The sequence below is a fragment of the Brevibacillus sp. WF146 genome (genome assembly GCF_001673705.2).
GTDB classification, from domain to species: domain Bacteria; phylum Bacillota; class Bacilli; order Brevibacillales; family Brevibacillaceae; genus Brevibacillus; species Brevibacillus thermoruber.
The window spans coordinates 2,970,623-2,990,126 of sequence record NZ_CP109943.1; the positions used below are offsets into that span (position 1 = coordinate 2,970,623).

The 19,504-nt window shown below is 60.7% G+C and carries 15 protein-coding genes and 1 pseudogene; 9 read left to right on the top strand and 7 right to left on the bottom strand.

The window, feature by feature from the left end; translation table 11 throughout:
- Positions 1 to 39: 39 nt before the first annotated feature.
- Both A6764_RS14730 and A6764_RS14735 read right to left on the bottom strand, forming a co-directional pair.
- Positions 40 to 1,062, bottom strand: a complete 1,023-nt coding sequence (locus tag A6764_RS14730) for a TIGR03943 family putative permease subunit (RefSeq protein WP_413541993.1) — start codon at positions 1,060 to 1,062, stop codon at positions 40 to 42.
- Positions 1,063 to 1,111: 49 nt separating this feature from the next.
- Positions 1,112 to 2,116, bottom strand: coding sequence for a permease (locus A6764_RS14735; RefSeq protein WP_083989690.1), 1,005 nt, complete (start codon positions 2,114 to 2,116; stop codon positions 1,112 to 1,114).
- A gap of 565 nt (positions 2,117 to 2,681) precedes the next feature.
- Between A6764_RS14735 and A6764_RS14740 the strand changes: the two genes are divergently transcribed.
- The 3 genes and pseudogenes from A6764_RS14740 to A6764_RS14750 all read left to right on the top strand — a co-directional run bounded on the left by A6764_RS14740 (position 2,682) and on the right by A6764_RS14750 (position 6,376).
- Positions 2,682 to 4,061: a hypothetical protein gene (locus A6764_RS14740; RefSeq protein ID WP_065066130.1), complete on the top strand. Its 1,380-nt coding sequence runs from the start codon at positions 2,682 to 2,684 to the stop codon at positions 4,059 to 4,061.
- 250 nt (positions 4,062 to 4,311) lie between these two features.
- A pseudogene (locus A6764_RS14745) lies at positions 4,312 to 5,383 on the top strand (flavin-containing monooxygenase).
- Between the two features lie 12 nt (positions 5,384 to 5,395).
- Positions 5,396 to 6,376, top strand: a complete 981-nt coding sequence (locus A6764_RS14750) for a cation diffusion facilitator family transporter (protein WP_065066129.1) — start codon at positions 5,396 to 5,398, stop codon at positions 6,374 to 6,376.
- 73 nt (positions 6,377 to 6,449) lie between these two features.
- Here A6764_RS14750 and ltrA read toward each other — a convergent pair whose 3' ends face one another.
- Positions 6,450 to 7,712 (bottom strand): group II intron reverse transcriptase/maturase, encoded by a 1,263-nt coding sequence (gene ltrA, locus A6764_RS14755; protein ID WP_065068426.1) that lies wholly within the window; start codon positions 7,710 to 7,712, stop codon positions 6,450 to 6,452.
- A 607-nt stretch (positions 7,713 to 8,319) separates the two neighbouring features.
- Positions 8,320 to 10,035 carry an acetate--CoA ligase gene (gene acsA, locus A6764_RS14760; RefSeq protein WP_029099261.1) on the bottom strand — a complete coding sequence of 572 codons (1,716 nt, stop codon included), beginning with the start codon at positions 10,033 to 10,035 and terminating at the stop codon, positions 8,320 to 8,322.
- A gap of 167 nt (positions 10,036 to 10,202) precedes the next feature.
- Between acsA and A6764_RS14765 the strand changes: the two genes are divergently transcribed.
- The 6 genes from A6764_RS14765 to A6764_RS14790 all read left to right on the top strand — a co-directional run bounded on the left by A6764_RS14765 (position 10,203) and on the right by A6764_RS14790 (position 16,412).
- Positions 10,203 to 11,168 (top strand): metallophosphoesterase, encoded by a 966-nt coding sequence (locus tag A6764_RS14765; RefSeq protein WP_081904233.1) that lies wholly within the window; start codon positions 10,203 to 10,205, stop codon positions 11,166 to 11,168.
- Positions 11,169 to 11,209: 41 nt separating this feature from the next.
- Positions 11,210 to 12,211, top strand: coding sequence for a PucR family transcriptional regulator (locus A6764_RS14770; protein WP_264622269.1), 1,002 nt, complete (start codon positions 11,210 to 11,212; stop codon positions 12,209 to 12,211).
- Between the two features lie 114 nt (positions 12,212 to 12,325).
- Complete coding sequence (locus tag A6764_RS14775) at positions 12,326 to 13,441, top strand: ABC transporter ATP-binding protein (RefSeq protein WP_029099259.1); 1,116 nt, start codon at positions 12,326 to 12,328, stop codon at positions 13,439 to 13,441.
- 72 nt (positions 13,442 to 13,513) lie between these two features.
- Positions 13,514 to 14,290, top strand: a complete 777-nt coding sequence (locus A6764_RS14780; RefSeq protein WP_065066127.1) for a Cof-type HAD-IIB family hydrolase — start codon at positions 13,514 to 13,516, stop codon at positions 14,288 to 14,290.
- Positions 14,291 to 14,395: 105 nt separating this feature from the next.
- Complete coding sequence (locus A6764_RS14785; protein ID WP_029099257.1) at positions 14,396 to 15,787, top strand: S8 family peptidase; 1,392 nt, start codon at positions 14,396 to 14,398, stop codon at positions 15,785 to 15,787.
- A gap of 31 nt (positions 15,788 to 15,818) precedes the next feature.
- Complete coding sequence (locus A6764_RS14790; protein ID WP_065066126.1) at positions 15,819 to 16,412, top strand: NAD(P)H-dependent oxidoreductase; 594 nt, start codon at positions 15,819 to 15,821, stop codon at positions 16,410 to 16,412.
- Between the two features lie 87 nt (positions 16,413 to 16,499).
- Here A6764_RS14790 and A6764_RS14795 read toward each other — a convergent pair whose 3' ends face one another.
- From A6764_RS14795 to A6764_RS14805, 3 genes are all read right to left on the bottom strand, one after another.
- A complete protein-coding gene (locus tag A6764_RS14795; RefSeq protein ID WP_035298197.1) occupies positions 16,500 to 17,000 on the bottom strand; it encodes a DUF3907 family protein in 501 nt (166 codons plus the stop codon).
- 94 nt (positions 17,001 to 17,094) lie between these two features.
- On the bottom strand, positions 17,095 to 18,270 hold the full coding sequence (locus A6764_RS14800; protein ID WP_065066125.1) for an ABC transporter permease: 1,176 nt from the start codon (positions 18,268 to 18,270) through the stop codon (positions 17,095 to 17,097).
- A complete protein-coding gene (locus A6764_RS14805; protein WP_065066124.1) occupies positions 18,263 to 19,453 on the bottom strand; it encodes an HlyD family secretion protein in 1,191 nt (396 codons plus the stop codon). The genes A6764_RS14800 and A6764_RS14805 overlap by 8 nt, the downstream gene beginning before the upstream one ends.
- Positions 19,454 to 19,504: the final 51 nt, after the last annotated feature.

The window sequence follows — 19,504 nt, forward strand, 5'->3', positions numbered from 1 at the left end:
CGGGGACAGGTGATGCGTTCACCTGTCCCCCAGCCGCTTCTATGGGGCAGCGGCGTTGAAGTCGTAGTACACGTACGGATCCTTGGGCGCCTTGACGGGCTGGATCCGGGTCGCCTTCAGCACCAGCATGTCGTATCCGTCCACGCTGCGAAGCTCCAGTTTCCCCCTCACCTTCACCCAACTGTCCGTCGCCCATTTGCTCGCCGCCTTGTCTTCCACCAGGATGCCGAAGACGGTGGCGTCCGCGGTGCAGCAGGAGACGGAAAAGCGGGCGACGACAAACTGCTGCGGCGTAAAACCGGGTTCGCGGTAAACAAAGCCGAGCGTTTCCAGCTCCTTGCCGGCAAATTCCTTGGCGTACAGCTCCATCGTCGTCAGGCCGTCGAGAAACAGCTTGTCGTCCAGGTGAATCACCGGCTGCTTGTACAGGGATACGGCGATGTCCGTGTAAAAATCGCCGAAGCTGTTGGCGGCAAATTGCTGGCGGATCTCCTCGTCGGTTTTCGGAGCCGACTGGTTGGGACTCCCACTGTCCCCCGCTTTTTCGGGGGCATCGGACCTGCCTGGGCCGCCATTGCCGGACACCGTTGTATTCCCCGTCTCACCCGCCCCTTTCGCCTTCTCCGTCCCGTCCGTCATCGCGTTGGCGTCAGGCGCGGGCGAACCCGCCTGATCCGACCCCGGCTTTGTCGAACTGCCGACGGATTGCACCCATTTTCCCTCTCCGGTCAGCAGCGTGACGCCGCGCTTTTCCGCGACCGCGCTGCCCAGCGTCTTGTCCGGCAGCACAAGCCCCATCACCAGCGGCAGGGCAAACAGTCCGTAGACCACCAGCGCGGTGAAGGGACTGCGCGGCACCTTGTGGGCGTCTCCACAGTCGCACTCGTACGAGTCCGGACCGACCACTGCCTGCCGGATGCTGACGGCTGTCAGAAGCGCCAGGATGGCGACGGTTACGTAGCTGAGCATGTGCAGCCGGGGCGCCAGGTAGTGGCTGAGGCGGCCGGTGACGATCAGATCGGCGAGCAGCAGGGTAAATCCCAGCAGGATCAGGCTGCGCATGATGTAGTGACGTTTGACTGTTGACGGTTGCACCTCGATCTTCCTCCCCTCATGTCGGCATCAGCATGGTGACGACCAGCACCAGGAGCGTCACCGTCACCAGCAGCTTCACGACGAACCCGGCCCGAAACGTGCTGAACAGCATCAACGTGTTTTTCAGGTCCAGCATCGGGCCGTAGACGAGAAACGCAAGCAGCGAGCCCGCGTGAAACGTGTTGGCAAAGGATGCGGCGATAAACGCGTCCGCCTCCGAGCACAGGGAAAACAGGTATGCCATCCCCATCATCACCAGGTGGGAGGTGAGCGGCGTCTGCCCGATCGAGAGCAGCGTGTCCCGGCTGACGAAGACCTGGAGCAGCGCGCTGATCAGGGCACCGAACAGCAAGTATTTTCCCATGTCAAAAAATTCGTCCACCGCGTGGGAAAGGGTGGCGCTCAGCTTTCCGCGGATCGCTTCCGTATGGGCGGCCTCATGCAGAATCTGCCGCTCTACTCCTAGGCGCAGCGGACTGCGGCGGACAAACAGCCAGACGAGCACGCCGGCCGCAAGCGCGACGATCAAACCGGCTGCCGCCCGGTACAGCGCCATGTCGGGCTGCCGCTGAAACGCGAGAAAGGTGGACGACAGCACGACCGGATTGACGATCGGCCCGGCGAGCAAAAAGACGATCCCGACGTGGACAGGCATGCCTTTTTGGATCAGCCGCCGCACCACGGGGATGACGGCGCATTCGCAGACGGGAAACAGAAAACCGAGCAGTCCGGCAAACGGGAGCGCCAGCAGCGGATTGCGCGGCGTCCAGCGGCGGACCTGCTCTTCCGTGACGAACGTCTGGATAAAGGCGGAGAAAAACACGCCCAGCAGGACAAACGGAATTGCCTCCAGCACAATGCTAAGAAACAGGGTTTTGACGTCCAGCCAGCGCCCGGACAACTCCAGCCTGCCCGGGGAAAACAAGCCGTCTCCGCTTCTCGCCGTCAGCCAGACGACGGCCAGCCCCAGGAGGACGGCGCCCATTATCTCAATGAAAAACGTTCGGAGTTTGGCCAGCACGTTCGCTACCTCCATCCCTTTGCAGCCATTCTTGTCCTCATCATTTTACAAAGGAATTGGCGGAAAATGACTCACACACTTTTTTTTCCAGCCATTCCGTTTTATAATAGCTGCAAGAGGTGATCGCGTGAACACCAGGGAACGGCACGAGGAACCTGCGCACGACGCATGCGGGATTCGGTTCGCTGCCGGACACAAGGGGACCGCCTGATCCCCCGCGTGCACGAAACGAAAGGCGCGGCCGCCATGTTCAAGGCGCTCGATGGCGATCGCGTGCGACACCTCATCCTGTCAGGCGTGGAGCGCCGCCACACACAAACCGTTCCACTTCAAATCCCTGCAGCCATTCCGGCATGATTCCCGAGCCAGCTCATCTCTCCTCCGCTGCCCGGCTCCGGAATCGCTTCCTCTCCCTATCGCTGTTTCCTATCCATCACTCATCCAAGCCGAACCGTCTCGCCCACACCTGAAAAGGAGGTGATCCCCCCGATCACGGTCCGTTTTCACGATGGTTGACGTTGACGCATGTCCGGAGAAAATCTCTTGACGATGGGAGGCGCTACGGATGAACCACCCTGATTTTTCCAACCTGCAGGCGTGTGTGGAAGATGCGAAAACGGCCGCGTTGGATACAAACGCCGGACCGGCCGACCCGACGGATTACCGGCAGCTGCTGATTCGCCTGGAAGCGGCACGGGAGAAACTGCCGCCGCTTTATCGGGAGAAAGTGTTCCAGCCGATCGCACGCGCACTGGACGAGCTGTCCGAGTCCGGATTTGACGAACTGCTCAAGCGCGACCCGGACCGGGAACGGGAAGCGGGTCTTCTCATGGACATCGTCCAGGCGATTCTGCAAAACGGGGAAGGGTACGAACAGACCGCGACGGATGCCTTTCAGGAAGTGGTCAGCGACTTGTACGACGGTTTTCTCAGCGCGGGTGACCGAGCCGGAATCAAACCTCCGGACCACAGCGTGATTGCCCCGCTTGTCAAATGGGGACGGCCCCAGTACGGGCCGTACACGTGGCCGGTGGACGCCGCGGCCCACTTTGGACTGGAGACGGGCATTGTCAACCTGCCCCCCTCCCATGCCAAGCAGGGCCTGCTCGCCTGGCCCGCGCTCGCCCACGAAACGGCCGGACACGACATTCTGCACGCCGATACGGGGCTGCTGCAGGAGCTGTCACAGGTTGTCCGCCAGGAACTTATCGGACAAAAGTTCAGCCGGAGCTTGGCCGAGTACTGGGCGCTCCGCATCGATGAAACCGCCTCCGACGTGCTGGGCGTTCTCAACATGGGTCCGGCCGCGGGCATTGGCTTGATCGGTTACTTCCGCGCCTTGAACGGCGCTTGGGGAGGCACGCCCAAGCTGCGCAATACGGGTCCCGACTACGATCCCCACCCCGCTGACATCCTGCGCGGATACTTGGCGGCCGAGACCGTCCGGCTGCTCCGTTTTGACGGCGCGCCGCTCTGGGCGGACGCCCTCGCGGCGGAAACGGACAAAGACCTCGGCACGATCGTGTTGGGGCGAACGACCGTCGACGCCGATACGGCAAAGCGTTCCGCCGCCGCCGTCGCCGCCGCCATCGCGGAGTCGCCGTTGAAGAGCCTGGAGGACCACGCGCTGGCCCAGATCCAGAACTGGCACGACCGCGACGAGCAAATTGCCGCCAGCATTCGCTCCCATCTCGCCTCCGCCGGCGACCTGAACGATTGCTACGTGTCGGGGATGTACGCCGCCCATGTGGTGGCTGCCGCCGTCACCGGCGCGCTGGGACAGGGCGCCAACATCCCGGAGATTTTCCAACGCATGGTCACCGTGTTGAAAAGCATGCACGATGCCAATCCGGCATGGGGGCCGCTGTACGTCAGACATCGGGGCGATCTCCAGCCCCATCGGGTCTACACCCGGCCTGCCGCCGAGTCGGTTGCCACCGGCTGATCCGGCACACACCGGGCCGTTTGGGCAGCAAATTTGTTTCGACTATTTCGAATTGATCGGCACTGTAAGAAGCATGTCTCCGCGGAGAACGCGGAAACATGCTTCTTTGCTTGTCGCCGTCCGGCATTGCGCCAGGTTTGACCGCCTGGAAGGGGCAGATGCATCCCAAACATCCAAACATATGATTGAGTGTTCATACGTTAATATGTTATGATTTTCTTGCCATCACATGGGAAAAGGGGACAATCGTATGAACGCGTATGATGTGCTGGTGATCGGCGCCGGCCAGGCGGGGCTGGCCATGGGCTATTACCTGCGGCAGGCGGGGCTCCGCTTCCTGATTGTCGACCAGTGCGAGCGGGTGGGCGATAGCTGGCGGCAGCGGTACGACACGCTCGTCCTGTTCACCCCGCGCTCTTGCAGCGACCTGCCCGGCCTGCCCTTCCCCGGAGAGCGGGACGGACTGCCTGCAAAAGACGACGTGGCTGACTACCTGGAACAGTATGCCGCCCACTTCTCCCTGCCTGTCCGGACGAAATCGCCCGTCTCGTCGGTTGAGAGGCACGGCGATGGGTTTCTCGTCGCCAGTGGACAGGAGCAGTGGTTCGCCCGGCAGGTCGTGATCGCCACGGGACCGTTTCAGACACCGTGGATCCCCGCGATCCACCGGGATGCTGCCCCGGATGTCGTCCAACTGCATACGGCTGCGTACAAAAACGAATGCCAGCTCCGCCCCGGACCGGTCCTGGTGGCCGGGTCCGGCAATTCAGGGGGTCCAGATCGCTGTGGAACTGGCCGCCTCCAGACCGGTTGTTCTCTCCATGGGGCGGCCGCGTCCATTTCTTCCCCTGCGTCTTTTGGGAAAACCTATCTTTTGGTACCTCAAGCTGTCCGGGTTCACCTCCATTCCCGTCACCACCCTGCCGGGACAATGGCTGAGCAGGCGGCCCGATCCGATCATTGGCTACAAGCGGCAGCTCCACCGCCTGGAACAAGAGGGACGGCTGCGCGTGACGGGGCGGACCGTCCGCCTGTCCGGCCGCATCGCAACCTTTTCGGACGGCAGTCAGGCGGAAGCGGCCAACATCATCTGGGCGACCGGATTCAGGTGCACGTATGACTGGCTTCATGTCCCGGGCGTATTGGACGCAAACGGCCGTCCGATTCACCGGCGCGGCGTCACGCCAGCCGCCGGCCTCTACTTTCTCGGCCTGCCGTGGCAGTACCGCCGGACCTCCGCTCTCCTGGGCGGGGTTGGCGAGGATGCGCGTTACCTGTTCTCGCACATCCTGCACACGTCCGGCCGACATCATGTGACGTAAGGGGGAATCCGCATGGGTTTGCATCACCATCACGGCCATGCCCACGACGACAGCCACGGCCATCACCATCACGGCAAAGGGGCCAGCAAGCGCGCCCTGCTGATCGCGCTGTTGATCATCACAGCCTTTCTCGTCGTGGAAATCGTCGGCGGCATTCTGACAAACAGTCTGGCGCTCCTGTCCGACGCCGGTCACATGGTCAGCGACGCCTCCGCCCTGCTCTTGAGTCTGGTGGCGCTGCACGTGGCCGCCCGTCCTCCTTCGAACCAAAAGACGTTTGGGCTGCGCCGCCTGGAAATCCTGGCCGCTTTGACCAACGGCGTCACGCTGGCCGTGATCTCGCTGGCGATCCTCTGGGAGGCGTACGAGCGGCTGCGCACCCCTCCGGAAGTGGCGAGCGGCACCATGATCCTGATCGCCTCGCTGGGGCTTGCCGCCAACGTCGCCGCCGCGTACGTGCTGATGCGCGGCGACTATCGGGAAAACGTAAACGTGCGCAGCGCCTTACTGCACGTGCTGGGCGACCTGCTCGGCTCCGTCGGGGCCATCATCGGCGGGCTCCTGATGCTCTGGTTCGGCTGGTACATCACCGACCCGCTGATCAGCATCGTCGTCGCCGTCCTGATCCTGCTCAGCTCGTGGCGCGTGACCAAGGAATCGGTCAACATCCTGATGGAAGGATCGCCGGCCCGCATTGACGTCGCCCGCGTCAGCGAACGCCTGCTGCACCTCGACGGGGTAAAGGGTGTGCACGACCTGCACGTCTGGACCGTCACGTCCGGATTTGATTCGCTCACCTGCCATCTGACCGTGGAGGACGACCGGCCCAGCTATCCGATCCTGAACGAAGCGATCCGGCTGCTGCACGACGAGTTTGGCATCTCCCACGTGACCATCCAGATCGAAGACGAAACGGTCCGGCACGCCGAACTGGCATGCGAACACGGGGGACCCGCGAAAGGCGGCCATGCGCACGGCCATTCCCATTCGTAAATCGAGTAGGAGGGGGCGACTAACCCCCGTCCTCTCACACCACCGTACATACCGTCCGGTATACGGCGGTTCATCAAGCTTGACGAAGTGCGAAATATCGCTGCACCAAACTCATGAGCCCTTGTTGTTGCCAGTAGGTAATACCAAGGGCTTTGTGAATGTGCGGAGATTTGGTTGTTCGCCATGCACCCTTGCGGGTATTTGCAATCTCCAGTGCTTTGCTGTGGGGAAGACCGAGGGAACGAAGTTCGCGGTATCGCGTACGGATTCGTTTCCATTGCGTCCACAGGCAGAGACGGAGCCTTCGGCGAATCCATTCCTCAATCCGCAGGAGGTGGGTTTTCGCCTCAGCCAACGCAAAATATCCGATCCATCCCATGAGGTATTGGTTGAGTTTTTGAATTCGCTCCTGTATAGGGATGCTCCAATGCGGGTTGGTCAGTTGGCGAATTCGTTCTTTTAACCGGATGATCGATTTGGGATGCAGGCGTATCCGTGCCTCTTTTCCCGGAGCAAAGCTAAAGCCGAGGAACTTTCGATTGCACGGCCGATCTACCGCACTTTTCTGTTGGTTTATCTTGAGTTTGAGCACCCTGGTCAAGTATCGCTCCACGCTCGCCTTTACCCGTTCCCCCGCGCGTTTGGTGCGGACATAGATGTTGCAGTCGTCCGCATAGCGGCAGAAACGGTGTCCCCTCCTTTCCAGTTCCTTGTCCAAGTCGTCCAGCAGAATGTTGGCCAACAACGGACTCAGGGGGCCACCTTGCGGTGTACCCTCTTCCGTTGAGACGCACACTCCGTTGACCATAACTCCGGATTGCAGGTAAGCGCGGATTAGTTTAAGGAGACGCTTGTCCTTCACCTTGCGGGCTACCCGGCTCATCAGGATGTCATGGTTGACCCGGTCGAAGAACTTCTCCAGGTCGATGTCGACCACATACCGGAATCCTTCCTTGATGTACTGTTGCGCTCTCTGCACAGCATTGTGAGCGCGGCGACCCGGGCGGAATCCGAGGCTTGAATCGGAGAATTCTGGGTCAAAGATGGGAGTCAATACCTGCAGGATGGCCTGCTGGATGAAGCGATCTACCACGGTAGGGATGCCTAGCAACCGTATTCCCCCGTCAGGTTTCGGGATTTCGACCCTGCGAACAGGAGTCGGTTTGTAGGTTTCCGTCTCGATTTGCGACCGGATGGTCGCCCAGTGCAGGCGAAGGTAGTCGCGCAGTTGTTCAGTTGAAACACCGTCGACTCCCGCAGCGCCTTTGTTGGCTTCCACTCGTTTGAGGGCGGCCGTGAGGTTGTCCCGAGACAGAACCTTCTCCAGCAGATCCATAACGATACTCCTTCCTCCGCGCACATGTCGCCAAGCTTGCCGTACGATGCTCAGCCCTTCTCTGTACCCTCGGGGCTTCACCCCTACTCTCCAGAGGAAGTTCCAGTTCTGAATTCTGCTTCGACACACCGTATCGAAAGAGGTTGGGACATATGCTGACTTGATGTTCGGCCCTTCCCCCTCAGGCGTCCCCGATTGGGGTACTATGGCCTCTGCTGACTTCTGCATGTTCAACGCCCCCTCACGGAGGCGGTTGCCAACGATAGTAGGCGTACCATGCAGACCTCCCCGGGTAAGAGCGGTAGCCTTCGTCCCATGTACCTGCCCAATTTACTGTTGTACCCTTTGGCTGTATGGGGCTTCACCTTGTGCGGCAGGCTCGCCCAAGTACAACAGCCTCAAATCGGGTTCGTGTACCTCAGGTCGGGACTTTGCCGCCGGCTTCCTTCAGATTCCGCCTCGCGGCGGACACCCTTGCCTTAGGCTAACGGTTGGTACAGCCAACCCCCGTTCGGGACTTTCACCCTATAGCTACCGCCCATGCCGGGCGCACCACAAAAAATCTCCTGCGCATCCTGCACAGGAGATTTTTCTTTTATGGCGGGGATCAGTCTTCCATCGTGGACAGGTCGCCGGTCGGCAGGCCCAGCTCCCACGCTTTGAGCACGCGGCGCATGATCTTGCCGGAACGCGTCTTCGGCAGCTTGTCGAGGAATTCGATTTCGCGCGGCGCGGCATGCGCGGCGAAGCCTTCCTTGACGAATTTGCGGATGTCTTCCATCAGCTCTTCGCTCGGTTCGTAGCCCGCGCGCAGGGAGATAAACGCCTTGATGATTTCCCCGCGTACCGGGTCCGGCTTGCCGATGACGCCCGCTTCCGCCACCGCCGGGTGTTCCACCAGCTTGCTTTCCACTTCAAACGGACCGACGCGCTCGCCGGAGGTGTTGATCACGTCGTCGATGCGGCCCTGGAACCAGAAGTAGCCGTCCTCGTCCTTGTAGGCGGAGTCGCCGGACACGTACCAGCCCGGGAAGCGGAAGTACTCCTCATACTTCGCTGGATTTTTCCAGATGTTGCGCATCATCGACGGCCAGCCGGTGCGGATGGCCAGATTGCCCATCCGGTTGGGCGGCAGTTCGTTTCCCTGATCGTCCAGGATGGCCGCGTAGACGCCGGGGAAGGGCTTGCCCATCGAGCCAGGCTTGATCGCCATGCACTTGTAGTTGCAGATGAGCTGTCCCCCCGTCTCCGTCATCCACCAGGTATCGTGGATGCGCTGGCGGAAGACGCGCATGCCCCAGTAGACCACTTCCGGGTTGAGCGGTTCGCCGACGCTGAGGATGTGGCGCAGCGACGACAGGTCGAAGCGCTTCACGATTTCGTCGCCTGCCCCCATCAGCATGCGGAAGGAGGTCGGGGCGCTGTACCAAACGGTCACCTTGTACTTTTGAATGGTGTCGTACCACTCTTCCGGCTTGAACCGTCCGCCGCGCACCACGTTGGTGGCGCCGTTCAGCCAGGGGGCAAAAATCCCGTAGGCCGTACCGGTTACCCAGCCCGGGTCAGCGGTGCACCAGTAGATGTCGTCTTCCTGGAGATCGAGGACCCATTTGCCGGTCTGGTAGTGCTGGATCATCGCGTTGTGAACGTGCAGCACCCCTTTCGGCTTGCCGGTGGAGCCGGAGGTGTAGTGCAGGAGCATGCCGTCTTCGCGGTCCACCCACTCGATCTCCAGTTCGGGGGATGCGGATGCCATCGCTGTTTCATAGCTGATTTGCCCTTCCTCGAGACCGTCCGTGGCCCCGACCAGGATGACGTGCTTCAAGGCCGGCAGATCTTTCACCGGAACGCGGGGTAGCAGCGCAGGCGTGGTGACGATGGCGACCGCCTCGCTGTCCTCCAGCCGGTCGCGGACAGCCGCTTCCATGAACGCCTCAAACAGCGGCCCCACGATCGCACCGATTTTCAACGTCCCTAAAACGCTTACATAAAGCTCCGGCGAACGAGGCATGAACACGAAAACGCGGTCGCCCTTGGCAATGCCCAGGCTGCGCAGCACATTGCCGAATTTGTTGGACAGTTCGCTCAACTGTGCGAACGTGTAGCGCTCGTCTCTGGTCGCGTCGCTGTACAGCAGGGCGATTTTGTCTTTGCGCTCCGTCTGCAGGTGACGGTCGATCGCCTCGTACGCGATGTTGACTTTTCCCGTTTCGTACCAGGAAAACTGCTTTTCCACGTCGGCCCAGTCAAAGTTGGCGTAAGCCTCTTCGTAGTTCTGCAGGTTGAACCGTCCTTCCGTGGGCGGAATCAGTTCGACTTTCATTCTCTCACTCTCCTTGTATGACTGAAGGATCACTGCTTCATTCAGCTTTTTCATAATATTTCTGCACTTCCCGACAAATTCCTGCTGCCAGAAACCTACTTATGAGAAAGCGGAAAAAATCTTGTATAATGATCAGGTAGTTTGCTAGAAAGCGGAGGTGACACCAGATGTTCTGGTTTTTGATATTGTCTCTTTTTGCCGTTTTGCTTGCGCGCGCCTACCGCAATACGTTTGATCTGAACACCCGCCGCGTCAACGTGGCCGTCCAGCCGTCGGAACGCCTCGGCGAATCCGCCAGCTTCGAGCCGCTTGCCGTGCTGCACCTGTCCGACCTGCACATGGAAAACATCTCCATCGACGCGGAGCGGATCGTCCGGGACTTTTCCGGACAGCGCATCGATTTGATCGCAATTACCGGGGACCTGTTGGACCGCCATAAAAATATTCCCAAAGCGGTGGCCTACGTGGAAACCGTGATGAAACTGAAACCGCGCCTCGGCACCTTCGTCGTCTTCGGCAACCATGACTACGTGCTGGCTCCCCCGAAGCTGGGGCTGTTGAAAGCGGAGCTGGAACGGATCGGCTGCCGGGTGCTGGTGAACCAGCACGAGACGGTGCTCCACAACGGAGTGCCGGTGCACGTGATCGGCGTGGACGACTACTCCACCGGCCGCAGCAACCTGGCCGCGTCGTTTCAGCATGTGCCGGCAGAAGGCGTGCGCCTCGTACTGACGCACGATCCCAACCTCGTCCTGGAAATGCGGGACTATCCGTACGACTATCTGCTGTCCGGCCACTTTCACGGCGGGCAGATTCACTGGCCCAAACCGTTTCACCTCGTCAAGATGGGCCGCCTGCCCAAGCTGAACATGGTAAAAGGGCTGCATCGCTACGAGGGACGCCCCTTTTACATCAGCGAGGGCTTGGGGCAGACGGGGATCAACATCCGTCTCCGTTCCCGTCCGGAGATCACGCTGCACACGCTGGTTCCCGCAGGCTCGCTGTCCGGCCATCCGACAGCGGAGACAGCCGCTGCAGCTCGAACGAAAAGCCCCGCCGCAAAACCAGGCGTCGTCGCAGCCAAGCCGGGCGCGGTTGCGACAGAAGCCGCCCGCACACTGGCCCTTGAGTAAGGTATAATAATGGCATCTCGCTGTGAAACGGGGTGCCGGATATGGACGCATGGAAACGGGAAGTGAAACGAATTCGGCAGGCGACAGGTCTGCCGATCGCGTATCTGAACGTGGCGCAGGAGGACAGCGAGGCCGTCCGCGCCGCACAGGAGCAGGCCGGCTGGGAGATCGTGCAGAGCGGGTCTTCCGCCGGCCGGACCTGGATGGTAGCCATTTGGCCGGCCCAGTGGCCCGATGCCGCACGTGCGCTGCTGACGCTGCTGTTGGCCAAGCCCGAACAGGCCGGCTCCGCCCAGGAACAGGTCACCGCCTGGCTGACGGAAGTGGCGGCCGGCCAGCCCGCTTCCCCGCCCGACGGACTGGAACGGCTCTGGGCGTGGCGGGAGAGGCGCGTCTGCTTCCTGTTGGAATCCTCCCGGAGCGAAGGGCTGTTTGAGCTGCCCGCAGTGCAGCCGCTCCTGCACAATTTTTTCAAAGGAGCCCCCGTCTCGCTGTTTCCGGTCCGTCCGTCCCACCTGCTCCTGGCCGTTCCCGTCTCCGCCCTGGACGGCGGCGATACGGAGGACTGGCTGGAGTGGGCCTTTGGCCTGCACGACCTGATCTCCACCGAGCTGATGGAAAACGTGCGCGTCATTCTCGGACCGGCCGTGGAGACGCCAGCCCTCCTGGGCCAGGCGCTGGACGACTGCCTCCGCCTCTCCCGCGCCCTGCAGAAATACCGGCCGCGGGTCATGGTCGCGGACAGGCGGCAGTTCCCGCTGGAGCGGTGGGCCGCCTCCCTGCCTTCCGACACCGCCTCCCTGTTGGGCGACACGCTCTCACGCATGATGCCGGCACCAAAGCTGAGCCGCGAACAGATCGAGACGCTGGAGACCTTGTTTGCCCGGCAGTTGAATGTGAGCGAGGCCGCCCGGCAGTTGTTTCTGCACCGCAATTCCCTGCTCTACCGTCTGGACAAGCTGACGGAAGAGACCGGCCTGGACCCCCGGCAGTTTCCCGATGCCGTGCTGCTGCAGTTGTTTCTCCTGTTTCGGCAACATTGACCAAACAATTCGTACAATTTGACCGTAGAGCCGCCGATTCCCGACTGGTAACATGTGGGTACAGCGATCAGGAACGACAGCTTTGCAACTTTCGGGAAGACGGAGGTGCCGGAGTTGGCAAAAGTAACGCTCCATCACGTGTACAAACGGTACGGCAGCCATGTAACCGCCGTACACGACTTTCACCTGGAGATTGAAGACCGCGAGTTTCTCGTGCTGGTCGGTCCGTCCGGATGCGGCAAATCGACCACGCTGCGGATGATCGCCGGACTGGAGGAAATCTCCGAAGGCGACTTGTACATCGGGGACCGGCGGGTCAATGACGTGGCCCCCAAGGACCGCGACATCGCCATGGTGTTTCAAAGCTACGCCCTCTACCCGCACATGAACGTCTACGAAAACATGGCGTTTGGCCTCAAGCTGCGCAAGTTTTCCAAAGCGGAGATCGACAAGCGCATCCAGGAAGCGGCGCGGATTCTTGACATCGCCCACCTGCTCGACCGCAAGCCAAAGGCGCTCTCCGGCGGCCAGCGGCAGCGCGTCGCCCTGGGACGAGCCATCGTCCGCGAGCCGCAGGTGTTCCTCATGGACGAACCGCTGTCCAACCTGGACGCCAAACTGCGCGTCCAGATGCGCACGGAAATCCTGAAGCTGCACCAGCGGCTCAACACGACCGTGATTTACGTGACCCACGACCAGACCGAAGCGATGACCATGGGCGACCGCATCGTCGTGATGAAAGACGGCGTCATCCAGCAGGTGGCGACCCCGACCGACATTTACAACCACCCGGTCAACCAGTTTGTGGCCAGCTTTATCGGTTCCCCGGCGATGAACTTCATTACGGGGCGCGTCGCCGAGCAGGACGGCCAGCTTCTTTTCGAAGCCGCCAACCTGCGGGTCCGATTCCCGGAAGACAAGGCGAAGGTTTTGCGGGAGAAAGGGTATGCCGGCAAGCAGGTCACGTTCGGCATCCGCCCGGAAGACATTTACAGCGACAATCAGTTTATCGAAGCCAATCCGTTCGACAGCACCGTCACGGCGGAGGTGGACGTCGTCGAGAACATGGGCTCCGAACTGTTCGTCTACTTTTCCAATGTCGGCGGCACGCAGCTTGTGGCCCGCGTCGACGCCCGCGAAGGCATAAAGCCGCGGATGTCCGTCAAACTGGGCATGGATTTGTCCAAGTGCCACGTGTTTGACAGCGAGACGGAAACGGCTGTATTCTAAACGAATTAAAGAGAAAAAAAGGGATGTCCCCGCCGGCATTCCCTTTTTCCTGTTTGTGGAGAGGGAGAGATCATGTCATACAAAATTGTGTTTTTTGACATTGACGGGACGCTGCTGAATACCGATCATGCCATCCCCGAAGAGACGCGGAGGGCTGTCCGGCAGTTGAAGGAAAACGGCGTCCGGGTCGCAATCGCCACAGGCCGCGCTCCGTACCATCTGCTGCCGGTTGCCGAGGAACTGGGGATCGACACCTATGTCGGGTTCAACGGCTCGTACGTGGTCGCGGAGGGACGGCTGATCCGCGAGACGCCGCTGGCCAAAGAAACGCTGGCCGACCTGGAAGCGACGGCCCGCGCCAACGGCCACCCGATGGTATTCCTCAGCGCCAATTCCTGTTATGCCAACACCGCCGATCATCCGCACGTAATCGAGTCGTTTCATTCCCTGCGCCTGGCGCCCCCCGTCTGTCGTGAGCGCTTCTGGGAGGACGCGTCCATCTACCAGGCGTTTCTCTACTGCAGTGAACAGGAGGAACACCTCTACTTCACCCGGTTTCGTGACGACGTGTCGTTCGTTCGCTGGCACCGCGTCGTACTCGACGTGCTGCCCCCCAACGGCTCCAAGGCGCGCGGCATTGAAGCGGTGCTGCGCCATTACGGACTCAAGCCGGAAGAGGCCGTGGCGTTCGGCGACGGCTTGAACGACAGGGAAATGCTCGCCTACGTCGGCATGGGCGTGGCGATGGGCAACGCTCACGAGCAGTTGAAGCCGCTGGCCAACATGGTGACCCGCCACGTCAATGAAGCGGGCATCCAGTACGGGCTGCGCCAGCTCGGCCTGATCTAGAAGACGAGGAATACTAAGACGAGGAAGCCTGTCAGCTTTTTCCGTCATAATCGCTCCCTCCGTGCGCACGCTATATCTATACAGCATGGAGGGAGTGAGTTTTTTGTGCGAGTCTTACCCCCGATTATCGCAGCGATCGCTCTGGTCGGGCTGGCCGTGATCCCGCTTCGCTGGCACCAGCAGCAGGAAATGAGCGAACCTCACCCCCAGGTTACTTCGCTTTCGGCGAACATTCCGCGGATCAACTACATCGAGCAGGTAAAAGACACGCGGCGCGGGCTGGAAAAGAGCGCCCACATCAAAACCCTGCGCCACAATACACGCGACCGCAGCCACTATGTGGAGCATGAGGTCGTGGTTCGCTTTTCTCCCCGCCCCGATCAAGCCGCCATCCAGAAGCTGCTGGCCTCGGTGGACGGCCGGATCAAGCGGGATTATGGGCAGGCGATGATCATCAAGTCGCGCAGTTTGACCACCCGGCAGTTGATGAAAAAACTGGCGGAGCATCCCGATTCCGTCTACGCGGAACCCAACTACCTGCTGCTGCCCAACCGCCGGCCCAACGACCCCTATTACCGCGAGTACCAATGGAACCTCCCCCTGATTGGCATGGAACAAAGCTGGGACATCAGCCGGGGCTCCAGCGACGTCGTGGTGGCGGTCGTCGACACGGGCATTGATTTGCGCCACCCGGAATTTGCCGGCAAACTGGTGGACGGCTACAACGTGCTGGAAGACAACAACGTCCCCCAGGACGACAACGGTCACGGCACCCACGTCGCCGGGGTGATAGCCGCCAAGACCAACAACGCCGACGGCATCGCCGGCATGTCCTGGAACGGCAAGCTGATGCCGATCAAGGCGATCGGCGCAGACGGGGCCGGCTCCGCATTCGACATCGCCCAAGGGATTTACTGGGCGACCGACCACGGCGCCGACGTGATCAATCTGAGCGTGGGCAACTACACTTCGTCGGCCGCCTTGAAGGAAGCATGCCGCTACGCGTTTGACCACAACGTGGTGCTGGTGGCCGCATCCGGCAACGACGCGACCAACCAGCCCAGCTATCCGGCCGCCTACGAGGAGGTCATGTCCGTCGCCGCCGTCGACCACAACAGACAGCGGGCCGATTTTTCCAACTTCGGGGACTATGTGGATGTGGCCGCGCCCGGTGTCGACATCCCCAGCACCTACATTCACAGCGATTACGCCGCCCTGTCCGGCACCTCCATGGCGTGTCCGCACGTAGCGGCGCTGGCTTCGCTCATCCGCTCCGTCAGTCCCCACCTGAAAAACACGGAGGTCATGCAGATTATTCGCCAGTCCTCGGTCGATTTGGGCCCTCCCGGCAAGGACAAGCTGTACGGGTTCGGCATGATCGACGTGAATGCGGCGCTCAGGCAGGTTCAACCGGCAGCCACAGGCCAGGTGAAGCAGCCGGAGACCATCGGCGAACTGCTGCACAAGTTTTTGCTCCGTCTTCGCTTTGGACTGTAAGAACGAGTGATTCCGCAACAGGAGGGGTTCGATGAAAGCGTGCATCGTGTTTGCCCACGAAGGAAACACCAGCTTTGCCCACCAAATCTTGCAGCGCGTCGTCACCGCATGTGAAGCGGCCGGCATCCGTCCTGTTGTCCGCGACCTGTACCGGATCGGGTTTCAGCCGGTCTTTGACGGGGAGGACATGCGCCTGGCCAGTCAAGGCCGGGCCCAGGCCGATGTGGAAGAGGAGCAGGTACTGGTCACCGACGCCGACCTGCTGGTCATGATCTACCCGGTCTGGTGGTGGTCACCGCCCGCCATCCTGAAAGGGTACCTGGACCGCGTCTTTACGGACGGGTTCGCGTTCCGCTACGGCGATGACGGACCGGTCGGCATGCTGAGCGGAAAGCAGGCGCTCGTCTTTACCACCACCCGCCAGTCGGAACAGGAGATGCGCGCCGACGGGTTTGACGAGGTGATCCGCAAGCAGATTGTGGACGGGACGCTGAAGCTGATCGGCTATGACGTGACCTACCGCAACTTTGCCGCCGTTCCGTACGTGAGCGAAGCGGAACGGGCCGCCATGCTGGACGAGGTGGAGGCGCTGGTTCGCCGCATCCGGCAGCCCGTTGGGGTGTAAGCATCGATCAGACAACTGCGCAAAAAAGCCCTCCCGGCAGCGGCACGGTCCGATCGTGCCTGTCTGCCTCGGAGGGCTGTTCTCGATTTACGCTTTTTGCATCCGTTTCTTTGTGATGTAATCCGTTTCGTAGTACTGCAGATCGTCACGCAGCTGCTCAAACACCTTGGACAGGGAAATGGTCAGTTGTTTGAGCTCAGGGGTTACCTCTTTGCGGAAAATAATTGCGTCATGACCGGTGTACGAATAACGTCCGTCTTCGTCGTACACTTCCCCCTTGGGGTAGTAGAAGTTGTTCACACAGGAGTGATACACCTGGTACAGAACCTCTTCGGCAAACTCCTCGTTGAACTTGGCTCGCCGGAGCGCCACACCCAGCCGCTCGTATGCATTTTCGCAGTAGACCAGCAGGTGCCGCAAGTCGGAGAGATAGTCGCGGTAGTAAGCCTCGTACTCCTCCGGATCGCCGGATTGGGCCACAAGCCCCGCCAGTGTCACTTGGTTCAGAAAGCGCTCCAGCTCCATGCTTACCTTCTTCAACTTCGTGTACGTGTCTTCGCACAATTGCTTCAGATGAGTCGCTGACATAGTGTCCCCCTCGCGTTGAAAGAATCCGCCCTTTTCTGAATAGTATAAAGGATAGGTTCTTTACAACACAAGAATTTCTTTTCACCATATCCTGCTATGCACTTGTCGACTCCGCCTCGGGAAGGGCCGCTTTCCGCGTCTGGAACTGGTAGGCGACGTACGCCGCAAAGAGGCCGAGCAGCGCCATGAACGCCAGGACCGCCAGATCGTGTGTCAGGTAGGACAGGTCGTGTCCCTTGTTCAGGATTTCCCGGACGCCGTTGAGGAAATACGTGAGTGGCAGCGACTTGCCAATGGCCGCAACGGCCGCAGGCATGGACATCAGCGGCCAGGTGTACCCCGACAGCATGAACGACGGCACCGCGATCAGCATGGCGATCTGGGTGGCCTGCAGTTGGTCCTTGGACCAGAACGAGATGGCGAATCCGATCGCCAGCACGGCGAGGTTAAAGGCGGTGCCCACGATCAGCAGATGGGCCGTGCTGCCGTGGTACGGGATCTCAAATCCCTTTAACAATAAAACAAATGTCAGCATCAGATTAAAGGTGGCCACCAGCAGATAAGGCAGCAGCTTGCTCAAGGCAATCGTCCAGAAGCCGTTTTCCCTCAGGGTGGACGACCATGTCCCCGCTTCTTTCTGCTGGGCGACGGAGAGGGCTACGCCCAAAAACAGCACCTGCTGCAGCACCGTTCCGGCCAGACCGAAGACCATGAACGTCAAGTAGCTGAACGTCGGGTTGTACAATACACGGTAGCGGTAGTCGATGCCCGTGAACAGGTTTTTCCCTTCTTCTCCCCAGCCGCCCTGGGCCTCCAGCTTCTTCAGCGTGACGCCGGCCGAGACCGTCTTGATCACGGTGTTGGCGGCCCGGACCGCGGTGTTGGAAATCAGCATGTTGCTGCCGTCGATGACGGTCAGCACTTCGGCCTCCCGCCCCGCCTTCACGTCTTTCTCCAGATCGGCGGGAATGATTACGGCCATGTGCGCCTGTCCCCGGTCGATCAGGTTCATCGCCTCCGCTTCCGTGCCGACGATGTGGGTGATGTGGAAGGTCTGGTCCACCTCAAAGGCGCGGTACAGCTCGCGGCTCAGTTCCGACTGGTCCGCGTCCACCAGCACGGTGGGAATCTCCATCACCTTTTTTTGGCTGTACAAAAACCCGAACAGGGTCATGTACAGCAGCGGCACCACGAACAGCACCAGGCGGATCGTCTTGTTCGTATAGATGTTGCGCCACTCCTGAAGGAGCAGGCGGGAGAAGTTACTCACCGACACCAGCCCCTTCGACGTTCCACTCGACCGTCAAGCCCGGTCGCAGTTCGGGATCGGTCACCGTCATTTTGACCTGGAAGGAGCGGATGTCCCTGTCGCCCAGTTCCTGGGTCGCTTTCTTCACGGCGAAATCGGCTGCGGGCGCCACGCTGACGATCTTCGCCTGCACGTCGCGGTTCAGCGCCGGCACGTGCAGGGCCGCCTTGTCGCCCACCTTTACCGTGGACAGCGCGTATTCGTCCACGTAAAACTTCACGTAGTTGTCCGTTTTCGCCTGCAGCGTCACAACCGTATAGCCCTGCGCCACCAGCTCCCCTTTTTGCACGGCGACCGACTTGACGATGCCGTCCACCGGTGCGGTCAGCTTGGTGTTTTTCAGGTACGCGTCAATCTCGTCCAGCGCCCCTTTGGCCTGCTGAACGCCCGCTTCCGCCGATTTGACGTCAAGCTGTTTCACACCCACCTGTCCGCGCGACGCCACCGCTTGGTCGTAAGCGGCTTTCGCCTGCTCCCACTGCGCCTTGGCCGCTTCCAGCTGCTCCTGGCGCGCTCCGGACTGGGCCATCTTGAGCTGTTCGTTTGTCGCTTTCAGTTCGGCCTCCGCTTGTTCGTACTGCATCTGCGCCTCTTCCACTTTCGCCTGCGGAACGGCTCCGTCGGCAAACAGCTTTTTCATCCGCTCCAACTGGGTGGCGGCGATGTCCTTGGCGGTCTGGGCGGCCTGCAGCTTCGCCTTCAACTGGGCCACTTCTTCGGAGCGCGCCCCGTTCTTGCTGGCCTCGTACTGCGCTTTGGCCGCGTCCACTGCCGCTTTCGCCTGTTCCACCTGCGCGCTTACGGTGCTGTCGGTGATCGCCACGCCTTTTTTCGCCTGTTCCAGACGGACCAGCGCCAGGCGATAGGCGGCCTCCGCCTGTTCCCGTTTCGCCAGCAGTTCGTCGCTGTTCAGCGTTGCCACCAACTGCCCCGCTTTTACCTCGTCACCTTCCTTTACGGCGATCTCGGCAATCGAGCCGCCCATCTTAAACGACAAATCCACCTCGGTTCCCTCGATTACGCCGGTCACCTGCGTTCCACGCTGTCCCGCCACGTTGGCCGCTCCCGGTCCCAGCAAATACGTCCCCAGCACGACAATGCCGGTCAAGAACCCGGCGATTCCGATCCATGCGCGTTTGTTCATGTTCGTTCTCCTCTCCTTCCGATTTGTCTGTTACCTGCGAACGCCTGTGAT

Coding starts and splice junctions, on each gene's coding strand:
- A6764_RS14730 (WP_413541993.1), bottom strand. CDS start 1,062: ATGCGCAGCCTGATCCTGCTGGGATTTACCCTGCTGCTCGCCGATCTG.
- A6764_RS14740 (WP_065066130.1), top strand. CDS start 2,682: ATGAACCACCCTGATTTTTCCAACCTGCAGGCGTGTGTGGAAGATGCG.
- A6764_RS14750 (WP_065066129.1), top strand. CDS start 5,396: ATGGGTTTGCATCACCATCACGGCCATGCCCACGACGACAGCCACGGC.
- ltrA (WP_065068426.1), bottom strand. CDS start 7,712: ATGGATCTGCTGGAGAAGGTTCTGTCTCGGGACAACCTCACGGCCGCC.
- acsA (WP_029099261.1), bottom strand. CDS start 10,035: ATGAAAGTCGAACTGATTCCGCCCACGGAAGGACGGTTCAACCTGCAG.
- A6764_RS14765 (WP_081904233.1), top strand. CDS start 10,203: ATGTTCTGGTTTTTGATATTGTCTCTTTTTGCCGTTTTGCTTGCGCGC.
- A6764_RS14770 (WP_264622269.1), top strand. CDS start 11,210: ATGGACGCATGGAAACGGGAAGTGAAACGAATTCGGCAGGCGACAGGT.
- A6764_RS14780 (WP_065066127.1), top strand. CDS start 13,514: ATGTCATACAAAATTGTGTTTTTTGACATTGACGGGACGCTGCTGAAT.
- A6764_RS14790 (WP_065066126.1), top strand. CDS start 15,819: ATGAAAGCGTGCATCGTGTTTGCCCACGAAGGAAACACCAGCTTTGCC.
- A6764_RS14795 (WP_035298197.1), bottom strand. CDS start 17,000: ATGTCAGCGACTCATCTGAAGCAATTGTGCGAAGACACGTACACGAAG.
- A6764_RS14805 (WP_065066124.1), bottom strand. CDS start 19,453: ATGAACAAACGCGCATGGATCGGAATCGCCGGGTTCTTGACCGGCATT.